Source organism: Gemmatimonas sp., assembly GCF_027531815.1.
In the GTDB taxonomy this organism is placed as follows: Bacteria; Gemmatimonadota; Gemmatimonadetes; order Gemmatimonadales; family Gemmatimonadaceae; genus Gemmatimonas.
On the sequence record NZ_JAPZSK010000010.1, the window covers coordinates 191,721 to 212,346 of the forward strand.

The following is a 20,626-nucleotide window of genomic DNA, read 5'->3' on the forward strand; positions in this document are numbered from 1 at the left end:
GTGCCCGCTCGCCCGCGGGGGGAACGACGATTCACGAGCGGCGCAGCCCCTCGCGGCGCGCCTCCGCGACCCACGACGGGCTGTCCGGCGCGCCACTGGACGACGACGCGCTGTCACCGCGGCGGTCAGCGCTGCTGGTCCGCCCCGCCGTGCGCTCTTCGTGCGCCACTAGGGCCGCGGCGATGGCCGCGAGCTTCAAGGTCGCCGCATCCGTGCGCGGCGCCGTGAGCGACGAAAGCCGCTGCTCGAGCCACTGGATGCTGATGTCGCCGGCCTGAAACTCGGGATCGTCCATGACGCGCAGATGGAACCCCCGCGACGTCTCGATCCCATCGATGGTGAGCTCGTGCAGGGCGCGCCGCATGCGCGCGATGGCCAGTGCACGGGTGGGCGCGTGGACGATGAGCTTGGCCAGCATCGGGTCGTAGTGCAGCCCCACCTCGCTGCCCGCTTCGATGCCACCGTCCCATCGGACGCCGGGGCCGCTCGGCAGGTGCAGATACTCGATGCGCCCGGTACTGGGAAGGAATCCGTTCTCCGGATCCTCACTGGTGATGCGACACTCGATGGCCCATCCACGCGGCGTGAACTCCTTCTGGGCGAAGGGCAGCGCTTCACCGGCCGCCACGCGAATCTGCCATTGCACAAGGTCGAGTCCCATGACCAGCTCGGTCACGGGATGTTCGACCTGAATGCGCGTGTTCATCTCCAGGAAATAGAACTGCCCATCACGATCGAGGAGGAATTCGCAGGTGCCGGCGTTCACGTACCCGGCCGCCCGTGCGGCTGCCACCGCCGTGGCACCCATGCGCGCCCGAAGCTCCGGCGTAACGGCCACACTGGGGGCTTCCTCGATCATCTTCTGGTGACGGCGCTGCACGGAGCATTCGCGTTCCCCCAGATGCACCACGTTGCCGTGCGTGTCGGCGAGCACCTGGATCTCCACATGTCGGGGCCCCTCGATGTACTTCTCGAGGTACACGGCGTCGTCTCCGAAGGCGTTCCGTGCCTCACGCCGAGCGCTGTCGAGTGCGGCGGCCAGTTCGTCGGGCGTGCGCACGATGCGCATCCCCTTGCCGCCGCCACCCGCCGCCGCCTTGAGCAGCACCGGAAAGCCGTATGTCTCGGCGATAGCCAGCGCCTCGGCTGCGTCCTTCACGCCTTCGGTATTGCCGGGCACCACGGGTACCCCGGCGGCAATGGCAAGCTGCCGTGCGGCGGTCTTGCTGCCCATGGCCTCGATCGCTTCAGCCGGAGGGCCGATGAAGACCAGGCCGGCCTCACGTACCGCACGCGCAAACCACGCGCGCTCTGAAAGGAAGCCGTACCCCGGGTGCACGGCCTCGGCCCCCACCCGCTTGGCCACCTCGATGAGGCGCTCCCCGACCAGGTACGATTGGCTCGACGGTGCCGGGCCCACGAGTACGGCCTCGTCGGCCTCCCGCACGTGCGGCGCTCCGGCATCGGCCTCCGAGTACACGGCCACCGTCTTCACGCCCAGCTCCTGACAGGCACGAATGACCCGCAGGGCGATCTCGCCGCGGTTGGCCACCAGAATCTTCGTGAACATCGCGCGGCTCACAGCGGCAGGTTTCCGTGCTTCTTCGGCGGGTTCCGATCACGCTTGCCACGCAAGGTGGCGAGCGCCTCGATGAGGCGCGGACGGGTCTCCCGTGGATCGATCACATCGTCGACATAGCCACGTGCCGCGGCGATGTAGGGATTGGCGAACTTCTCCGTGTACTCGGCCACGCGGGCGTCCAGAGCGGCCTGCGGATCGGCCGCGTCCGCAATCTCCTTGCGATAGAGGATCTCCACGGCCCCCTTCGGTCCCATCACGGCAATCTCCGCCGTGGGCCATGCCACGTTGTAGTCACCGCGAATGTGCTTCGAACTCATCACGTCGTACGCGCCGCCGTAGGCCTTGCGCGTAATGACCGTGAGCTTCGGCACCGTCGCCTCACAGTAGGCATACAGCAACTTGGCACCATGCTTGATGATGCCACCGTGCTCCTGGGCCACACCGGGAAGGAACCCCGGGACATCCTCGAAGGTGACGAGCGGGATGTTGAAGCAATCGCAGAAGCGCACGAAACGCGCGGCCTTGAGCGAGGCGTTGATGTCCAGCACGCCGGCCAGCACGGCCGGCTGATTCGCGACAATGCCCACGCTGTGACCGCCGAGGTGTGCAAAGCCCACCAGTATGTTGGCGGCATAGTCCGGCTGCACTTCGTAGAAGTGCCCGTCGTCGACAATGCGGGTGATGACCTCGCGCATGTCGTACGGCTTGTTCGGATTGTCGGGCACCACGTCCAGCAGCGACGCCTCGCGTCGGTCACTGGGATCCCGGCCGGCACCGCGCGGCGGATCGTCCACGTTGTTGCTGGGCACGTAGCGGAAGAGCTCCCGGATATGCTGCAGGCAGGCCAGCTCCGAATCGCAGGCGAAGTGCGCTACGCCGCTGGTGCCGGCATGCGTGTCGGCCCCGCCCAGCTGCTCCATGGTCACGTCCTCGTGCGTGACCGTCTTCACCACGTTCGGCCCCGTAACGAACATGTAGCTCGTACCCTTCACCATGTAGATGAAGTCGGTAATGGCGGGTGAATACACCGCCCCACCGGCGCACGGACCAAGAATGGCGGAAATCTGCGGAATGACGCCCGAGGCCAGGGTGTTCTTGAGGAAGATGTCCGCGTAGCCGCCGAGTGACACCACCCCCTCCTGGATGCGCGCGCCCCCGGAGTCGTTGAGGCCGATCACGGGTGCGCCGTTTCGCAGGGCGAGATCCATGACCTTGCAGATCTTGGCCGCGTGCGCTTCCGAGAGCGACCCCCCGAAGACGGTGAAGTCCTGGGAGAAGACGTACACCAGTCGCCCCTCGATACGCCCGTGGCCGGTCACCACGCCATCGCCGTAGATGGGTGACTCGCCCTCGCCGAGCGTCCGCGAGGTCACGAACCGATCGAGTTCCACGAAGGAGCCGTCGTCGAGGAGCACGTCGAGACGCTCGCGTGCCGAGAGCTTGCCCTTGGCGTGCTGCTGCGCGATGCGTGCGGCACCGCCGCCGAGTTCCGAAGCCTCGCGCGCGAGCGCGAGGCGCTCAAGCCTGTCGCGCATAGCCGATGGGGGAGTGGAGTGGGTCATGCCGCGGGAAGCTAGCGCGCGCCACGCGAAAAACGAGGAGCCGGTCCAATTCCGACCGGCTCCTCCTGCCTACATGGAGGAAGCTGCCAGTCGGGAGGGCGCCGGCCGCGCCCCGACCCTCCCCTTTACGGCTTGTTGATGCTCGTGAGGGTCACCTTCGCCGACGTGCCGTTGACCTACGCCGGATTGAAGTCGAGGCGGGTGACGACCTGCTTCGCTGCCTCGCCAAGCGCCATCTGTGTAGCGATCCGCCGGGGCCTTCGGTGACTGAAGCGTTCCACCGGCCGACGAGCTACATTCCCGCCGCCCGACATGCTGGTCGCCGCGCGCCGACCGGTTGCTCCTGTCGGCCGGGTTCGCTGGAACGTGCCTTGCGAGGGGGTGCGTGCGTCCTTGTACCGACGTGATCACCGCTTTCCCACCCTGAGTCCTTCCCATGTCCGACTCTCCCGACCTTCACGACGACGCCCCGGCACGTCGCACCCTCTTTCTTGCGGCGTGGCTCCTCATGCTGGTGCCGTTCGTTCAGGCCGCGTCGCAGATCTGGCCCCTTCAGCTCGGCAATATCCAGTGGCGCTTTGGCGCCGCCAACGCCTTGTCGAGCGTGCTGCTGCTCCCGTTCCTCGGGCTCAGCCTGCTCCTGGTGCTCGCCCGGTCGCTTGAACGGCGGGGGCTCGCGCGTCTGGTCGGGTCGCTTGCGGCCCTCTTTTCCCTCGGCATTGCGGGCTCGGTCGTCCTGTTCGTCCTCGACGCGCAGGAACTCAAGAGCATCGTGAGCTCGCAGATGGCTGGCCAATTCATGACGACGACGGCCCGCGTCGCTCTCGTGAGCGTGCTTTTCGTCTTTGGCTTTCTGTTGCTGGCTGTATTCGGCTTCGCCTCGCTCGGGCACCAGCGAAGGGATGTGGCGAGGAAGGCACGACGAGCAGACGCGGAAGCGCCAGACAGCGATTCGCCGCTCATTGTGGGTCGCTGACACCGCTCCGCTTACGGTCGTTTCACTGTGGGAACACTTCGTTTCGACGCACGGCATTGGGGCGTGAACGCTGCAACCCCCCTGGAGGAATTCACGCCCCATGTCGTTACGGCGACTGTCTCTGCCGGAGAAACCAGGTCACCAGCACGTGCGGCAGTGACAATGACTGCGTAACGAGCGCGAGGTTCGTCGAGCTGGCACAGGAATCGTGTCCACCTGGTGTGTCCTCACTGCACCGAAACCACGACGGCCCCGGCATCCTGAGGATGCCGGGGCCGTCCGCCCTACGCTGCGCAATCGCGGTGAATTACAGCCCGAGTTCGTCTTCCGAGCTGTGCACCTTGCTCGGCTCGGCGGGCTTGGGCGGCTGCTCTTCCGGCACCGACGTCACGGCCAGCACGATCCGGCGGTGGATGGGATCCACCTCGAGCACGCGCATGACGAGGTTCATCGTTTCCCACGCGAAGTCCGCGGGATTGGTGACCGTGCCTTCCGGGTTGAGCTGGCTGACCGGCACGAAGCCTTCGATGTCGTTGCCGAGATCGACGACCACGCCCTTGTCCATGAGACGCACGACCTTGCCCGGGAGCTCGGTGCCCACCGGGTAGGTCTCACCGATGCGCAGCCACGGATCTTCCTCGGCCTGCTTGAGGCCGAGCGAGATACGCTTGTTTTCGCTGTCGATGTTGAGGATGACCACATCCACCGCATCACCCTTCTTCACCACTTCCGACGGATGCTGGACACGCTTGGTCCAGGACATATCGGAGATGTGAATGAGGCCGTCGATGCCCGGCTCGATTTCCACGAAGGCGCCGAACGACGTCAGGTTGCGCACCTTGCCGTTGATACGGGTACCCACCGGGTACTTGAGCGGCAAGATAACCCACGGATCCTGCTCGGTCTGCTTCATACCCAGCGAGATCTTCTCTTCGGTCTCGTCGACCTTGAGCACCACCGCCTCGATAGCTTCGCCGATCGACACGATCTTGGAGGGATGACGGACGTTGCGCGTCCAGCTCATCTCGGAGATGTGCACGAGGCCTTCGATGCCGGGCTCGAGCTCGATGAACGCGCCGTAGTTCGTGATCGACACGACCTTGCCGTTGACGCGCGTCCCCACCGGGTACTTGGCGGCCACGTCCTTCCACGGGTAGCTCTGGAGCTGCTTGAGGCCGAGCGAGATGCGCTCACGCTCCCAATCGATATCCAGCACCTTGATCTCGAGCTCCATGCCGATCTGGACCATCTCGCTCGGATGCGAGATGCGGCCCCACGACATGTCGGTGATGTGCAGCAGGCCATCCACGCCACCGAGATCGATGAATGCACCGAAGTCGGTGATGTTCTTGACGACGCCCTTGCGCACCTGATCCTTCGCGAGCTCCTTCATGAGCTTCTCGCGCTTGCCCGCGCGTTCGGTCTCGAGGATCACGCGACGCGACACCACGATGTTGCGACGACGCTTGTTGAGCTTGATGATCTTGAACTCGTACTTCTGTCCCAGCAGCTCGTCGATGTTGGGCACGCGGCGCAGCGCGATCTGCGAGCCCGGGAGGAACGCGTCGACGCCCATGAGGTCAACGACCACGCCACCCTTGATCTTCTTGACGAGGGTGCCCTCGACCGGCTGGTCGCTCTCGTAGGCTACGCGGATGCGCTCCCACACGCGCATGAAGTCGGCCTTCTTCTTGGACAGGACGACCGAGCCTTCCTGATCCTCGAGATGCTCGAGCAGGACTTCAACTTCGTCGCCCGCCTTGAGGTCGGGCATGTCCTTGAATTCTTCGAGCGGGATCGTGCCTTCGGACTTGAAGCCGATATCCAGCACGACCAGGTTCTCGCGAATCTCGAGAACGTGCGCCTTGACGATTTCCCCTTCTTCGATCGACGCGAGCGTGCCGTTGTACAGCTCCAGCATGCGCTCGTACTCGTCGGACGTGAACTCGTCCTCTTCGTACAGCTCAGGGCGGCGGTTCGCGAGGGGGCGCAGCTGGCTCTTCTGCAGATCGCGCTTTTCGCGCGCCGTCAGCTTGCCGTACACGGGCGCATCGTCGTTGAGGTCCGCTTCTTCGGCGGCGGCGATTTCAGCGGCGAGCTCGGGGCTCAGTTCAGTGCTCATACGGTGAGATTTCTCCAGAATCGCGGAACTGCACTCGCCGCGCCGAGATGAGGGGAAGAGGGAAACACCGGAACCCCGAAACATAGGGGGGGCGGGAGGAGGCTACAAGCCCACTCAACGAGGAACCCGCCACTCGGCCCAAGCCCCGGGAAGCGATCCGCTCCGGGTGGTGCCAACGTCAGCGCCTCAGCCGTTCTCGCGCTGCCCTGGCGAGCGCCACGATTCGCTCCACCTGTTCCGCCTGCGTGACGGTCGTGGTGTCGATGGTGATCGCATCGCGAGCAGGAGCGCTCTGGGTCGCATCCTGCGCGTCGCGCGCCACGAGCGCCTCGGCCTCTTCGGCGATCTCGGCATCGGTTGGGCGCCGTCCAAGCCGCTGCACGAGGCGTCGACGGGCGCGTTCCCAGGTGTCCGCCACGAGAAACACCTTGAGCTGGGCGGCCGGGAACACCGCCGTTCCGATGTCCCGGCCGTCGACCACGACATCCACCGCGGCTCCGGCGGCCCGCACCTGCCCGTTCACCCACTCGCGCACCGCAGGCATCGCGGCGACCCGCGACACCGTTTTGGTCACCGCGCTGCCCCGGAGCGATTCGTCCTGATCACGTCCGTCCACCAGGGGGAGCACCGACCGTTCGGTCAAGCGCCAGCTGATCCGGGAGGCTCGCCCCAACAGTGACTCCGCGGTCCAATGCTCGGGCGGCTCGCCCGACTCGACCGCGAGAAAGGCAAGCGCCCGATAGAAGGCGCCGGAATCGACATGACGGACGTCGAGTGTCTTTGCCACCCACTGCGCCGTGGAACTCTTGCCGGACGCCGCTGGCCCATCGATCGCTATTACGAGCGGAGTGTACGGGCTGCCGCTCACTGCGACCGACGATCGCTGCGACGTGGCCGCCGTCAGGTCCCGCCAGAAGCCGGGATACGACACGGCAACGCACCCGGGGTCGTCAATGGTGAGGTGATTCCCCGGCAGCGCCCCCAGTACGCCGAAGGCCATGGCCAGACGGTGATCACCGTGCGTGACCACGTGGCCAGTCAGTGGCCGCAAGGAGCCGACCACGCGCAAGCCGTCTGGACGTTCCTCAGCTTGCACCCCGAGCACCCGGAGATTGTCCACGACAGCCCGAATGCGGTCGCTCTCCTTGACGCGCAGTTCCTGGGCATCACGAATAACGGTGACGCCCTCGGCTCGTGACGCCAGGCAGGCAAGCATGGGCAGCTCATCGATGCAGCGCGGGATCTCGGCGCCGCCAATTTCGGTACCCACCAGACGTGCGGGCTGGACGATGAGGGTACCGAGCCGCTCCCCACCCACGTCCCGCTCATCTTCGACACGCACGTGGGCCCCCATGCGTCGCAGGACATCAAACGCGCCGGTGCGCGTCGGATTGCAGCAGACGTCTTCGATCCGAAGCTCGCCGTCGTCGGCCAGCGCAGCCAGACAGGCAAAGAACGCGGCCGAGGAGGGGTCGGCCGGTACGGAGACGTCGACTGGGAGGACCCGCTGCCCCGCCGCCAGCGTGACCCCGGTGTCGGTACACTCGAGCGCCACGCCGCGCGCGCGCAGCATGCGCTCGCTGTGGTCGCGTGATCGCACCGGCTCCACGACCGTGACTTCCACGCCAGCCGCGAGCCCCGCCAGAAGCAGGGCGCCCTTGACCTGCGCACTGGCGTGGCTGTTGACGTATCGAATGGGCGTGAGTGGCGCGCCCTGCACACGCAGGGGAAGGCCGTCATGCCCCGGAGGGCCCTCGAACCGAATGTGAGCGCCCATCTGCGTGAGCGGCCCTGCGACACGTCGCATTGGCCGACGGCTGAGACTGGCGTCGCCCTCGAATCGGGCCTCTCGTCCAGCCAGCCCGGCCATGAGCCCGGCAAGGAGTCGCGTGGTGGTTCCGCTGTTGGCGCAATCGAGGGCGCCTTCGGGAGAGTGCAACGCGGCCAACCCGCGCCCCCGCACGACGAAGTCCTCGCTGAGGGCGGGCAGATCCACTCCCATGGCGCGCAGCGCCGCGGCCGTCGCGTGCACGTCGCCCGACGGCAGGATGCCGCGGATGCGGGAGGGGCCATCGGCCATGGCCGCGAATATGAGTGCGCGGTGGCTGATGGACTTGTCCCCCGGCGCGCGCACGGTGCCCTGCACCGTCAATCGGGGCAGGCTACTCAACGCAGCCACGCCTCCAGCGCCGTAGCGGCATCGGTCTTGTCATCACGGTACTTCACGATGACCGGTGTCTGCAACGACAGCCCCTGCGCCTCGCCGAATGGCGACGACACCCGGCGCGCCCCCGGCACCACCACCGCCCCTTCCGGAATGATCAGCGGGTGGTCGCCCGTGGCCCGATGAACCGTTTCCTTCACCAGATCGTAGACCGGCGTCCCGCGCGTCAGAATGACGCCGGCCCCCAGCACGGCTCTGCTGCGAACCACCGTGCCCTCGTACACGCCGCAGTTCCCGCCCACGATCACGTCATCCTCGATCACCACCGGGGAGGCGTTGATGGGTTCGAGCACACCCCCGATCTGCGCCGCGGCGCTCAGGTGTACCCGCTCGCCGATCTGCGCACAACTGCCCACCAGCGCGTGGGAATCGACCATGGTCCCGCGTCCCACATGGGCCCCGACATTGATATACATGGGGGGCATGCACACGACGTTCGGCGCCAGGTAGGCGCCGCGCCGCACGGTGGAGCCGCCCGGCACGATGCGCACCCCGTGCTCGAGCCGAAATTCACGCGGCGGATACGTGTGCTTGTCCGTGAAGCTGAACGGCGAAGCCGCCGACATCTCCGTCACGCGTCCAATGCGAAAGCCGAGCAGAATGGCCCGCTTGACCCAGGCTACCGCATGCCAGTTGCCATCATCGTCACGACGTGCGGCCCGGATATCGCCGCGCTCGAGATGGGCCATGGCCGTGTCGAACAGCTGCTGCGCGTCGTGCACCAACGGCGCGCCGCTGTCGAGCAGGAGAGGATCGTTGAAACGCGCTTCGAGATCGGCAACGGAGAGTGCCATGAGCAGAGCGACCCGGGTGTAGTAGGCGGAGAGGAGTACTCAGGAGAGGAGTGACGCCTGCGCCAGCACGTCACGCACCGACGCGCGGAGCGCATCGGCGAGCGGCACAAGGGGAGCACGCACGACATCTTGCACGCGTCCCATCATGGCCAGCATCGCTTTGGCCGGAATGGGATTCGATTCGACGAAGCAGGCATCCACCAGCGGGGCAAGCGCGGCATCGAGTTGGCGTGCCAGTGGCAACTCCTGACGGCTCATGGCTTCGCAGAGCGCTACCATGCGCGCCGGCGCCACGTTCGAGACCACCGAGATGACGCCCTCTCCGCCGTGCGCCATGAGCGCGAGCGTGAAGCTGTCGTCGCCGGAGAGCACGGCAAAGCCCGACGGGCGCTCCCGAACGATGGTCGCCATCTGCGACAGGCTTCCGCTGGCCTCCTTGACCGCCACGAAGCGCGGATCCTGCGCGAGCGTCAGCGTTGTGGCCGCTTCCATGTTGACCGCCGTACGCCCCGGCACATTGTACAGCACGATCGGCAGGTCGCAGGCATCGGCGATGGCCCGGAAGTGCGCAATGAGCGCCCGCTGAGGTGGCTTGTTGTACATCGGCGTCACATGCAGCAGGTGCGTGGCCCCAATGGCCTGCATCTCCCGCGATGTGGCAATGGCGCGCTGCGTATCGTTCGACCCCGCGCCTGCGACGACCGGGATGCGGCCGTTCACCTGTTCGACGGTGATTTCCACCACCCGGCGATGTTCCAGAGGGGTGAGGGTGGCCGCCTCACCGGTGGATCCACACGGTACCACCATATGCACGCCGGCGCCCACCTGCCATTCCACCAGCGCCCGGAGCGCGGCCTCGTCGACGGCGCCGGACACCGTGAACGGCGTCACAATGGCGGTACCGCAGCCGTGCAGCAGGGTGGTGGACCGGGAGGCGTTCATGTGAGGGATGGCGTTGGGGCAAGCACGTCGCGCATGGTGTAGACGGCAGGTAGCCTCGGTGAGGCGAGCCAGCGCGCCGCCGCCAGCGCGCCATCGGCAAACACTCGCCGGTCCCGGGCTTCATGTCGCAGGGAGATCTGCTCGAAGGCCGCATCGAGCAGCACCTCGTGGGTACCGGGAACACTCCCCACGCGAATACTGGATACGGGCACGGCGCGCCCGAGACCGTCCTCCACCCGCTCCCCAATGGCCATGGCGGTGCCTGAGGGCGCGTCCGTCTTGGCGGCGTGATGCGTCTCCACGATGTGCAGATCGAAGCCGGCGACCTCGCGGGCCCGCCGCGCCGCGTCCGCCACGATGGAGAGAAACAGCTGCACCCCTACCGAGAAGTTGGGCGACCAGAGCGCCCGACCGCCATGCTGCTGCACGGCGGCCTCCAAGACGGGCAGTTCGTGATTCCACCCCGTCGTGCCCACCACCACCGGACAGCCCAGGGCAAGCAGCGCCGTGGTATTGGCGATCGCCGACGCGGGGGTCGTGAATTCGATCGCCACCTCCGCCTCGTGGAGATCCGCAGCCGAAAGACCACGCGACATCTCGGCAGAGTCGAGCCGCGCGACGATCTCGCAGCTCCGCTCGGCGGCGAGCGCATCGAGCGCGCGTCCCATGCGTCCCATCCCCACCAGTGCCACCCGCACCGGTCGCGCCGCAATCAGGGTCACGTGGGCTGCTCGAAGAAGGTCGCGTGCAGTCGCTGCATGGCCGCCACGACCTGATCATCGTCGATGACCAGCGTGAAGTTGATGCCCGTGGCGCTCAGCGACGCCATGTGCACGGGAATGGGGCCAAGGGCCGCGAGCGCCTGCGCAATGGCCTGACTCCCGTCGGCAATTCCCGCACCGACGATCGCCAGCAGTCCGGCCCGCGGCGACACCGACACATCACCGAATGCCGCGAGATCCTGCAGAATGGCGCCAAGATTCGTTGCATCGTCGAGCGTCACCGACACGGAAACTTCGGAGGTGGTCACCACATCCACCGAGGTGCGGTGGGTCTCGAACACCTCGAAAACCCGCCGCAGAAACCCGGGGGCGAGCAACATGCGCGATGAGCGCAGCTTGACCATGGTGGTCGCGCGCTTGCCGGCAATGGCCCGGACTGGAAGTCGCGGCGCATCGAAGGCGATCATGGTCCCCTTCGCGGCGGGGTTGCGCGAGTTGAACACGTACACCGGGATACCGCATTGCACCGCCGGCGCGATGGTGGCCGGATGCAACACCTTCGCCCCGAAGGCGGCCAATTCCGCGGCCTCGTCGAAGCTGATGCGCTCGATGAGGCGCGCCTCTGGAATGATGCGGGGATCCGCCGTGAGCATGCCATCCACGTCGGTCCAGATCTCGATGGCCGTGGCATCAATGGCCGCCCCCACGAGCGAAGCCGAGTAGTCGGAACCGCCGCGGCCAAGGGTGGTGGTGACACGGGCAGCCGTGGCGCCCACGAAGCCGCCCATGACCGGGATCCGTTCCTGGAGCACAAGGGGCACGAGGCGTTCCTGCGCAAGCCGCGCAATCTCCTCGACGTCCGGCTCGGCCTTCGTGAAGAAATCGTTGGTGCGCATCACGTCACGCGCGTCCACGCAGACCGCATCGAAACCGCGGGCGCGGAAGGCGGCCGCGACAATCTGCGAGGAGAGCAACTCGCCGATAGCCGCGACGGCATCGAGCGATCGCGGCGTGAGATACCCAAGCGTCTTGAACGCCTCGGCGAGATGGGCGAGTTCGTCGAAGGTGGCGCCCACCTCGACCGCCACGTCATCGGCGTCAGGCGAACCATCGAGCAGGGTGCGTGCCTCGCGGAGGTGGCGATCGCGCAGCTGTTCGATGAGCTGGAGTGCGGACAGCAATTCACCGCCAGCCGCCTTGTTGGCGATGTCGAGCAGCATGTTGGTGGCGCCACCAAGGGCCGAGACCACCACGACCGGCTGCTGCCCCCGTTTGGCGGCAATGATGTCAACCACGCGCGTGATGGCCGCCGCGTCGGCCACGCTGGTGCCACCGAACTTGCAGACGATCACGGGCGGGCGAGCTCCGCGAGGCGACCGCTCTTCACCAGCAATTCGGCGTTGAGGATCGACCCCCCGGCGGCGCCGCGTACGACATTGTGGGACATGGCCACGAGCTTGAGATCGAACAGGGTGTCCGCCCGCACCCGACCGATGGTGGTGGACATGCCGCGCCCCGCGTCGACATCGCGACGCGGCTGCGGGCGATCGGCTTCGTCGCGCACGATAAGGGCGTGCTCGGGGGCGGATGGCAGTCCGTGCACCGCCTCATGTCCACGCCACGAGCGTAACGCGGCCAGCGCCTGTTCGGGGGTCGGCCTGGTGGCGAAGGCCACCGACATGCACACGGTGTGCCCATGCTCCACGGGCACCCGGTTGGCGTGCGCGCTGGTCACGATGTCGGCCAAGACAATGCGTTCACCGTCGTAGCGCCCCAACAACTTGTTGAGTTCCGATTCGATCTTCGGTTCCTCATCGTTGATGAACGGCACCACATTGCCGAGGATGTCGAGCGAGGGCACGCCCGGATAGCCGGCACCGGAGACCGCCTGCATCGTGGTGGCGAAGACCTTGGTCACGGTAAACGCCTCATGCAGGGGCGCGAGCGCAGCCGCCATGACCGTCGTGGCGCAGTTGGCGTTCGTCACGATTGCGCCGCGCCATCCCCGCTGCGCACGCTGACGATCGAGCAGGGCCAGGTGATCACCATTCACTTCGGGAATGACGAGCGGCACGTCGTCGGCCATGCGGTAGTTCTTGGCGTTCGACAACACTAGGCGACCGGCACGCGCGAAGGCGGCTTCCACCTCGCCGGCCACGCCGGAGTCCAGCGCCGAGAAGACGATGGGTGCGGCGATCTCGTCCGGCGTACAGTTCTTCACGGTGAGCGCACCAACGCTGGCCGGCATGCGGCCCTCGAGCCAGCGCGCGGCGTCACCGTAGCGCTTCCCCGCACTGCGCTCGGAGGCGGCAACGTCGACGAGATCGAACCAGGGATGCGCGTCGAGCAGACGAATGAACGCCTGACCGACGGCGCCCGTCGCGCCAAGTACCGCGACAGGCCAGCGAGGAGAAGTGGGAATCATGCGAGCAGGGTGCGAACGATGCGAACATAGGCGTCAACCGACGCCTCGAGTTCCGCCACATCGATGTACTCGATCGGCGTGTGGGCCACATGGATGGAGCCGGGACCGAAGAGGAGCGGTGTGCCCCAGCGATCGAGCAGCGGGATATCACTGGTGTACGCCACCGGCTCCACCTCGAAACCGGGGATGGTCTGGAACCGCTGGGCCGGGATGTGCGACCCCCACACCAGCTCGGCCCGATCCGCTGCCCATGCCGTGAACGCCGCACGCACCGGTTCCACGTCGCCGACGAGCCGAATCATGATCTCGGCTTCCGCGAGTCCCGGGACGATGTTGGCCTCAGTGCCTGCACGCAGGACGCCGATGTTGTACGTGGTTACGCCGAGCACGGGATCGGTGGGCAGCGAGAGCGCCCGCAGTTGCGGCAGCAGGTCGAGCATGGCCTCGAGGGCGCTTTCCCCCAGATGTGCATAGGCCGAATGCGCCTCCTTCCCGCGGACACGGACAATGACGCGCTGCGCCCCTTTGCACCCGGCTGCCAACTTGCTCTCCGTGGGCTCGCCGTTGACAAGATACCGGCTCGTGGGGGCAAGACGATTGGCGGCGCGCGCGCCGGGCGACCCCTTCTCTTCCCCCACCACAAAGAGCAGGTCGACGCGGTCTTCCCCTGCCTCCGCGAGTCGTTGGGCCGCCACCATCATGGCCGCCGCAATTCCCTTGGCATCACAGGCACCGCGCCCATACAGCCGCGTGCCTTCGAGACGGGGGGGAACGAACGGGGGGACCGTATCGAGATGCGTGGACAGGGTGACCCCGCCACCACGGCGCGTAGCCCACAGATTGGAGCGCCCTGGCTCGACTTCCTGCAGCGATACGGTCCAGCCATGGGAGAGACACCAGCGCGAAACGCAATCGACCGCGTCCCGCTCGCGGCCGGTGGTCGATTCGATGGAAAGCAGTTCCGTGGCGAGTGTGACGACGTCGGACATGGACTCAAGATACAGGCAATCGACGTGTTGGCGCGCCCCCGCGCTGGTGTGCGGGTTGGCGCGCGGCGAAGGCCGCACAGCGGTCGGCCAGCGCGCCGCTACTGCCTGGCGAGATGCTCGCGGATCACCTGCGTCAGGCTTGCGTCGTCCATGTCGTCATCCCACCCCGGAGGCACGAGCGCGATGACGCGGTCCGCACCGGAGTTGCACTCGATGGCCACGTGCGCCGTACCCAGGGCCGCGGCGACATCGCGCTGCTCCACCGGCACTTCCGGCAACTCGAGGCAGATCCAGGTAGTACCCTGCTTGTCCGACACCGTACGCACAACCGCTCCGGGAAGGGGGAGAGAGGAACAGTCGCAAACTACCGACGCACGCCCACAAGCGTGAGTCGGACCGGCATTGGAGCAGGCGTGGATCTGCACCACCCGTTTCGCGAGGGGGATCGGCGGGGGGATCGACCGGCCTTCACGGCGGCGTATCGACGAGCCGACAACCAGACGGGCGCGCCGGCCTGGGGCGCATTGTACGTGGCGGGTGACCAAGCCATGCGCCACGAAGTACCCGGAGCGGGACTCGAACCCGCACACCCTCGCGGATAAGGGATTTTAAGTCCCTCGCGTCTACCGATTTCGCCATCCGGGTACACCCCCGGCGTCATCGGGATCGCGCCGTCTGGCGCGCCCCGGCACCGCCAAGAAGACGAAACGGGAGCGCGGTGGCGCTCCCGTTGTCGCAGACTGTCACTGCTCCCGACCACCTGTGGTCAGAGCGGGAAACGGGACTCGAACCCGCGACCCCAACCTTGGCAAGGTTGTGCTCTACCAACTGAGCTATTCCCGCATACACCCGGCATATGCCGGGCGACGCAAGGAGTCTAGTCTCGAGTCGGTCGGTGGACAAGCACCCGCCTTAATCGCGCAGCCCCAGCGCGTGGCCGGCGAACCACAGCGTGTGGGCCAGCAGCCCCGCCAGCGCGGCATCTCCGCCGTTGCTGACCGCTCGCCCTTCGGCATCCACCACTTCGGAGGCGATCCCCCCGTCCAGCGGTGCCCGCCGCAACCAGCCGAGCACCTCCTGCCCCTCCGGCCCCAGAAGCCGGGCGATCTGCAGGAGCAGGACGGTATCGCCGGTCAACTCCGGCCGCACCGCGCGTGCGGTTCGCCGAAACAACGAATCCTCACGATCCATGGCGTCATACATCGGCAGCCAGAGCAGCGATCCCGACGGATCGTCCGCGAGCGCCGTTCCGCCGGCCAGGTCGACCGCGGTCGCGAGACGCGCCTTGTCCCCCCGGTCCACGGCGAAGTGACGACGGATTGCTGCCCGAACGGCTGCCGGGTCCTCCACCGCAGCGGCGGCGTCCTCATCGAGGGTACGGCGGAATACGTCGAGCGCGAGAGCCACGGCCGCATTGCCATGCAACGTGAACGGGAAGGCGGCAGGTGCGCCCCCTGCGGTAACCTCCGTGGAGTAGAGGGGGATCCGTTCGTCGCGCCGCGCCACGAGGTCATCATGGCTGAGATACAGGGTGTCCGCCACCACAGGGTCCTCCACGATCTGGTCGTCACCCGTGTCGCGGATATAGCGGTCCGTGGCGATGGCAAACGCCGCCGGCCCTTCCACACAAAAGCCTGGCTGGAAGAGCGTGCCATCGAAGTAGTGCACTCCCTGCCCTGGGGCATAGCCGTGCAGTTCACAGGCACGGACCAGCAGTTCGCGCGCGAGGCCGCCATCTGCCAGCTGAATGGCCGGCAACGTCCACATGAGCGCTTCCCAGTCGCGCACCGTACATCCCATCGAGTGCCACGGGGCGCGCGACCGCAACAGGTAGTAGTGGGCGTCGTCGAGACCGCGACCCACCGCATAGAAATAGGAGAACAGCAGGTTGCGGTTGAGCAACCGGTCGATGCCCTCGTTCCCGGTCGTCTGTTCCAGCGCCGTGAGGGCTTCACGCGTGGCGCTGAGCAGTGCCCGCCATCCGCGACGGCGGAGTACGCTTACGGTGGCCTGCGCACCATCGCGTTCCGGACCAACGGCGAGATAGAACGCCGTCTGCACTGAGCCGCCTGCGGGCGCACTGAGCGTGCGCCGAATGGCAAAGGCCCGCGGTGCATGGGATGCCCCCTGCTCCACCTCCACCGTGGCCGGCCCGTCGCTGCCGATGGCGACCGCAACCAGTCCCGGAATCGCCGCCCCTTCAAGCAGGATGACCTCGTCCTCACCGAGGCTGACCACATGCTCGTCATCGAACGGCCGGGGGGTGCGTACACGCTGCTGCCGATGCCCCAAGGTGCCTTCGACGGCGACCTCCAGCGACACATCGGTCGCACCACGGTTCTCCACGGCCAACGTGTACACCGCGCCCGAGATGTCGGCGTCGCGCCCATACGGCGCGAAAATCGTACCGCGCACGACCAGCGTGCCGATCGTACACGTGAAGGTGGGAAGCCACCCCACGGCGCGTTCCCAGGCGATCCCCTCGGCGGCCAGCGCGCGGACCTCGCCTTGGACCCGCACGACCGGGCGCAGCAGTGGCTGTCCCTCGCCGGAAACGAAGTCGGCAGATCCCGCTACCTCAATGGCAGCGCGTGCACCGCGATGGAGCACGCCGACGGCGTGAATCGCGCCGTCCATGGGATTGATGCACGGGAGGGAGAGCCAATGATTGCCCGTGAGTTGCCACGGGATTGAAGGAATCGGACGCATGAGTTCCTGACGCACCGACGGATCACGGCGCGGCGTTGGGAGTATTGTCACCGGCAGATGCCGTCTTTCGTTGACGAGCCATCCCCGCCGGACTAAGGTGCCACGTATCGGTGTAATCTAGCCGGTTTCCCCTGCTCACCCGACGCGCCCTGCATGACCCGTCTGCCCGCCAGGCCATCCCGCCCAGCATTGCCCGACCGCCGTCGACCTTGGCGTCGCTGGGCCGCCGTCATGTCATACGCGGCGTGCACGCTGGGCGGCACCTCAACGGGCATGGCGCAGGCGGTAGCCGGCATTGGTGATGACGCCATTCCAATACCGCGTGGCGGGTATCGGCTTCTCGTCGGCGGGCTGTGGAACGATTATCGGGCCGTCTTCGCGCCCGGTTCGACGTCTGGACGCCTCGCGCTCCTGGGCGGGCTGGCCACCAATGCGTTCGGCACGACGCAGCTGCCCCAACTGACGCCCGTGCAGGCCAGTATTCGAGCGCTTACCGGCAACTCGGCCTTCGCGCTATCGCTCGGGGAGCTTGAAGCGCGCGGTGAAGTGCGCCAGAGCGTGGCCCCCATCACTGTCGATTATGGCGTTACGCGCCGACTCTCGCTGCGGCTGCTGGTGCCGTACGTGGAGTCGCGTGATGCCTCCCAGCTCGTACTGAACCGCGCGGGCACCGGTGCCAACGTCGGGCGCAACCCGGCCTTCCTGAGCACAGGGGCCACCGCTCGCGCTGCGAACGGGGCCCTGGTGGGGCAGATCGATGCAGCGCGTGCCGCGCTCGCCGCGGAGATTACTCGCTGCAGCACGCCCACCGAAGAGCAGTGCGCGGCGATCCGTGCCAATCCTGCGGGCGCCCAGGCGCTCGTGTCGCGCGCAGCGGCGACCCGCACGCATCTCGTAACCGTGTATGGTGACGCGACCCGTGGTGGGGCGCCTGTCGTGCCACTCAACGGATCGGCGTTGCATACGGCGGTCGTCTCCGGGATCGGTGCCCTGCGTACGGATTTCGGCGCGTTTGGCATTACCGCCATTCCGGCATCGGCCCAACCAGCCGCGGCCACCGTCATCCTGGGGCCCGGTAGCATCGGCACGGTTGCCTCCGACAGCTCGTTCGGCGTTGGGTATGGCCGCCTCGGCGACACCCGGCGGGCCGGAATTGGAGATGTCGACCTGACCGCTTCGCTCCTGCTGGTCGACAGCTTCAAGGCCGATCAGCTGCGCCGGCTCCTCACCCCCGGGAGGGGCGTCCGCAGCAATGTGACGCTTGGGTGGCGCTTCGGTACCGCAGGGGCCGATCGTACCGACGACGCCTTCGACGTGCCGATCGGCGACGGGGCAAACGCGCTGCTGGCGCGGAGCACTACCGATGTGCTGTTCAATCGGTGGGCGTGGATGAGTGCCACCGTGCGTGCCGTGCTGCCATTGGCCGATCAGGTGGCAATCCTCACGCCCCTGCGGGACGAGGCCGGTACCTTCTCGGCACCGGTGGCGGCCACCCAGGCGCAGCGCACCTTGGGCAATCGTTTCGAGATCGAGTTGGCGCCGCGCGTGGCGATTGGTGACTTCTTCGGGGTCTCGGCGGCCTATCTGCTGCGCTACTGGGGTAGCGATCTCTACAATGCGGCCGACGGCCCGCGCCTGACGGTCGCTTCCCGCACCGTGAACGCTGCCGCCTTGGGTTTCAGTTTCTCGACGCTGGCCAGTTATGCACGCGGCCGATCGCGCTTTCCCGCCGAAGTGATTTACACTCACACCGCGCCGCTTTCGGGAAGCGGTGCCCTCACGCCCGCCATCTCCACCGACCGGCTGGAACTGCGCGTCTACACCGGCTTCCCGCGCCGCTGACCGCCGCGTGGCGTAGCGGCGCGTGGCGGGGAGCCGTCGCTCACCCCGGCCACTGCGGGCAGCATGTCGTCGGCGCCTCGCGACAGCAGCTCACGGGCATGCGCACGGCTGACTTCGCGATCGGCGTCGCCGCCGAGCATACGCGCGATCTCCACAATGCGTGCCTCATCGGTCACCACCACCGTATCTGACGTCGTGACCGTTCCCACGGCGCTCTTGTGGACCACGATGTGGTGGTGCGCGCGAGCCGCGATCTGCGCCAGGTGGGAGATGGCCAGGACCTGGTGATGGGACGCGACGTGACGCATGAGGGCCCCGACCTGCCACGCGACCGCGCCGCCGACCCCGGCGTCGACTTCATCGAACACCAGCGTTGGCACTTGCTGCAGTCGGGCCAGCACCGTGCTGAGGGCCAGCATGACGCGCGACAGTTCACCGCCCGAGGCAATGCGCGACAGCGGCCGCGCCTCCACGCCCGCATTGAGCATGGCCACAAAATGCACGGTCTCCGCCCCCGTGGCCGAGCCCTGATCGAGGGGGGTGAGCACCACCTCGACACGCCCTTCGCGCATGCCCAGATCGGGGAGCAGCTCGGATACGGCGCGTTCGAACTGCCTGGCCCCCCCGACGCGCAAGCGCGTCAGCTCGGCACACGCTTCGGCGAAGGCCCCTTCCGCGCCAGCGCGCGCGTCAGCAATAGCCGCGAGGTCGAGCGTCCCCCCGTCCACCAACTCCAGCTCGGATCGGGCGCGCGCGCCCTCCGCGAGCACGTCGTCGATGGTGGGACCGTACTTGCGCATGAGCCCCACCAGCTGGTCGCGACGGCGCTCCAGAGTCCGCAGCCGCTGTGGATCCGCTTCCACCGCCTCGGCATACTCGGTGAGCTCGGCGGCGAGTTCGTCCAACGCATACACCGCCGCATCGAATCCACTCTGGAGTCGATCCATCGTGGGATCGATGCGGGTCAGCGATACCAATGCCCGTCGCACCGCGCCCAGTCGCACAAGGGCGGCATGCTCGTCTCCCGTGATGGCGGCGGCCGCTTGCGCGGCGAGCCCCTGCAGCTCTTCGGCGTGCGACAGCCGACGAATGTCGGCATCGAGTGCCTCGTCCTCCCCCGGGGTGGGTTGCAACTCGTCAATCTCGCGAACGACAAAGCGGAGGTAGTCGGCACGCCGCGTTGCCTCCGACCGGCGCTGTTCGAGCTGCCGCTCCCGCGCACGCAGCGCGACCACTTGCGCGTGCGCATCAGCGACGCGCCGCCGCGCCGCCGTGGCCTGCACGTAGGCATCCAGCAGTTCGCGCTGGTGATCGACATCGACCAGCTGGCGCGAATCATGTTGGCCGTGCACGCTCACCAGGCGCGCCCCGATGTCGGCCAGCACTGCCGCTGTGACGGTCGACCCGTTGATCCATGCCCGTGAGCGACCGTTGGTGCCGACTTCACGCTTGAGCACGAGGTGCTGTTCGTCGGCGTCGATGCCGCGCTCGTCGAGCAGGGCGCGCAGCTCCGGACGCGCACTCACATCGAAGACCCCCTCCACCGTGGCCCGATCGGTCCCGCTGCGAACACGGTCGGCGGCGGTCCGTTCGCCAAGCAGCATGCCCAGCGCCCCGATGATGATGGATTTCCCTGCCCCGGTTTCGCCGGTCAGGACATTCAGGCCGCGTTCCAGCGGCAGGGTTACCGTGTCGATGACGGCAACATTGCGAATGCGGAGTTCGACGAGCATGAGA

The 20,626-nt window shown here is 67.1% G+C and carries 15 protein-coding genes and 2 tRNA genes; 2 read left to right on the plus strand and 15 right to left on the minus strand.

What is annotated here, in order from left to right; all coding sequences use genetic code 11:
* Positions 1 to 31: 31 nt before the first annotated feature.
* Positions 32 to 1,570 (minus strand): acetyl-CoA carboxylase biotin carboxylase subunit, encoded by a 1,539-nt coding sequence (gene accC, locus O9271_RS13490; protein ID WP_298270621.1) that lies wholly within the window; start codon positions 1,568 to 1,570, stop codon positions 32 to 34.
* 8 nt (positions 1,571 to 1,578) lie between these two features.
* Positions 1,579 to 3,117 (minus strand): acyl-CoA carboxylase subunit beta, encoded by a 1,539-nt coding sequence (locus tag O9271_RS13495; RefSeq protein ID WP_343213918.1) that lies wholly within the window; start codon positions 3,115 to 3,117, stop codon positions 1,579 to 1,581.
* Positions 3,118 to 3,580: 463 nt separating this feature from the next.
* Here O9271_RS13495 and O9271_RS13500 point away from each other — a divergent pair, with 463 nt between their 5' ends.
* A complete protein-coding gene (locus O9271_RS13500; RefSeq protein ID WP_298270626.1) occupies positions 3,581 to 4,120 on the plus strand; it encodes a hypothetical protein in 540 nt (179 codons plus the stop codon).
* A gap of 307 nt (positions 4,121 to 4,427) precedes the next feature.
* Here the strand turns inward: O9271_RS13500 and O9271_RS13505 are convergent, their stop codons facing one another.
* From O9271_RS13505 to O9271_RS13560, 12 genes are all read right to left on the minus strand, one after another.
* Positions 4,428 to 6,242: a 30S ribosomal protein S1 gene (locus O9271_RS13505; protein ID WP_291261021.1), complete on the minus strand. Its 1,815-nt coding sequence runs from the start codon at positions 6,240 to 6,242 to the stop codon at positions 4,428 to 4,430.
* A 178-nt stretch (positions 6,243 to 6,420) separates the two neighbouring features.
* Complete coding sequence (gene aroA, locus O9271_RS13510) at positions 6,421 to 8,412, minus strand: 3-phosphoshikimate 1-carboxyvinyltransferase (protein ID WP_298270628.1); 1,992 nt, start codon at positions 8,410 to 8,412, stop codon at positions 6,421 to 6,423.
* Positions 8,409 to 9,260 carry a 2,3,4,5-tetrahydropyridine-2,6-dicarboxylate N-succinyltransferase gene (locus O9271_RS13515; protein ID WP_298270630.1) on the minus strand — a complete coding sequence of 284 codons (852 nt, stop codon included), beginning with the start codon at positions 9,258 to 9,260 and terminating at the stop codon, positions 8,409 to 8,411. The genes aroA and O9271_RS13515 overlap by 4 nt, the downstream gene beginning before the upstream one ends.
* Before the next feature lie 39 nt (positions 9,261 to 9,299).
* On the minus strand, positions 9,300 to 10,202 hold the full coding sequence (gene dapA, locus O9271_RS13520) for a 4-hydroxy-tetrahydrodipicolinate synthase (RefSeq protein WP_298270632.1): 903 nt from the start codon (positions 10,200 to 10,202) through the stop codon (positions 9,300 to 9,302).
* A complete protein-coding gene (locus O9271_RS13525; RefSeq protein ID WP_298270634.1) occupies positions 10,199 to 10,924 on the minus strand; it encodes a dihydrodipicolinate reductase C-terminal domain-containing protein in 726 nt (241 codons plus the stop codon). Before O9271_RS13525 ends, dapA begins: the two co-directional genes overlap by 4 nt.
* Complete coding sequence (gene lysC / locus O9271_RS13530; RefSeq protein WP_298270636.1) at positions 10,921 to 12,276, minus strand: lysine-sensitive aspartokinase 3; 1,356 nt, start codon at positions 12,274 to 12,276, stop codon at positions 10,921 to 10,923. Before lysC ends, O9271_RS13525 begins: the two co-directional genes overlap by 4 nt.
* Entirely contained in the window at positions 12,273 to 13,349 is a 1,077-nt protein-coding gene (gene asd / locus O9271_RS13535; protein ID WP_298270638.1) for an aspartate-semialdehyde dehydrogenase, read from the minus strand. Before asd ends, lysC begins: the two co-directional genes overlap by 4 nt.
* Entirely contained in the window at positions 13,346 to 14,338 is a 993-nt protein-coding gene (locus tag O9271_RS13540; RefSeq protein WP_298270639.1) for a M20/M25/M40 family metallo-hydrolase, read from the minus strand. The genes asd and O9271_RS13540 overlap by 4 nt, the downstream gene beginning before the upstream one ends.
* 98 nt (positions 14,339 to 14,436) lie before the next feature.
* The gene (locus O9271_RS13545; RefSeq protein ID WP_298270642.1) at positions 14,437 to 14,664 is read right to left on the minus strand and encodes a hypothetical protein; all 228 of its coding nucleotides are present in this window, start codon (positions 14,662 to 14,664) and stop codon (positions 14,437 to 14,439) included.
* Between the two features lie 235 nt (positions 14,665 to 14,899).
* Positions 14,900 to 14,983, minus strand: a tRNA-Leu gene (locus tag O9271_RS13550).
* 125 nt (positions 14,984 to 15,108) lie between these two features.
* Positions 15,109 to 15,181 (minus strand) — tRNA-Gly (locus O9271_RS13555).
* Positions 15,182 to 15,250: 69 nt separating this feature from the next.
* Positions 15,251 to 17,098: a hypothetical protein gene (locus tag O9271_RS13560; protein ID WP_298270644.1), complete on the minus strand. Its 1,848-nt coding sequence runs from the start codon at positions 17,096 to 17,098 to the stop codon at positions 15,251 to 15,253.
* A gap of 222 nt (positions 17,099 to 17,320) precedes the next feature.
* On the opposite strand from O9271_RS13560, the gene O9271_RS13565 reads away from it, so the two are divergent.
* The gene (locus tag O9271_RS13565; RefSeq protein ID WP_298270647.1) at positions 17,321 to 18,889 is read left to right on the plus strand and encodes a hypothetical protein; all 1,569 of its coding nucleotides are present in this window, start codon (positions 17,321 to 17,323) and stop codon (positions 18,887 to 18,889) included.
* On the opposite strand, the gene recN is transcribed toward O9271_RS13565, so the two are convergent.
* Complete coding sequence (gene recN, locus O9271_RS13570) at positions 18,865 to 20,622, minus strand: DNA repair protein RecN (protein ID WP_298270650.1); 1,758 nt, start codon at positions 20,620 to 20,622, stop codon at positions 18,865 to 18,867. The two genes, O9271_RS13565 and recN, sit on opposite strands and share 25 nt — an antisense overlap.
* Between the last annotated feature and the right edge of the window lie 4 nt (positions 20,623 to 20,626).

Bases quoted from the DNA above. Each gene is read 5' to 3' on its own strand.
- asd (WP_298270638.1), bottom strand. From the start codon at position 13,349: ATGATTCCCACTTCTCCTCGCTGGCCTGTCGCGGTACTTGGCGCGACG.
- O9271_RS13495 (WP_343213918.1), bottom strand. From the start codon at position 3,117: ATGCGCGACAGGCTTGAGCGCCTCGCGCTCGCGCGCGAGGCTTCGGAA.
- accC (WP_298270621.1), bottom strand. From the start codon at position 1,570: ATGTTCACGAAGATTCTGGTGGCCAACCGCGGCGAGATCGCCCTGCGG.
- dapA (WP_298270632.1), bottom strand. From the start codon at position 10,202: ATGAACGCCTCCCGGTCCACCACCCTGCTGCACGGCTGCGGTACCGCC.
- recN (WP_298270650.1), bottom strand. From the start codon at position 20,622: ATGCTCGTCGAACTCCGCATTCGCAATGTTGCCGTCATCGACACGGTA.
- O9271_RS13565 (WP_298270647.1), top strand. From the start codon at position 17,321: ATGGCGCAGGCGGTAGCCGGCATTGGTGATGACGCCATTCCAATACCG.
- O9271_RS13500 (WP_298270626.1), top strand. From the start codon at position 3,581: ATGTCCGACTCTCCCGACCTTCACGACGACGCCCCGGCACGTCGCACC.
- O9271_RS13540 (WP_298270639.1), bottom strand. From the start codon at position 14,338: ATGTCCGACGTCGTCACACTCGCCACGGAACTGCTTTCCATCGAATCG.
- O9271_RS13505 (WP_291261021.1), bottom strand. From the start codon at position 6,242: ATGAGCACTGAACTGAGCCCCGAGCTCGCCGCTGAAATCGCCGCCGCC.
- O9271_RS13515 (WP_298270630.1), bottom strand. From the start codon at position 9,260: ATGGCACTCTCCGTTGCCGATCTCGAAGCGCGTTTCAACGATCCTCTC.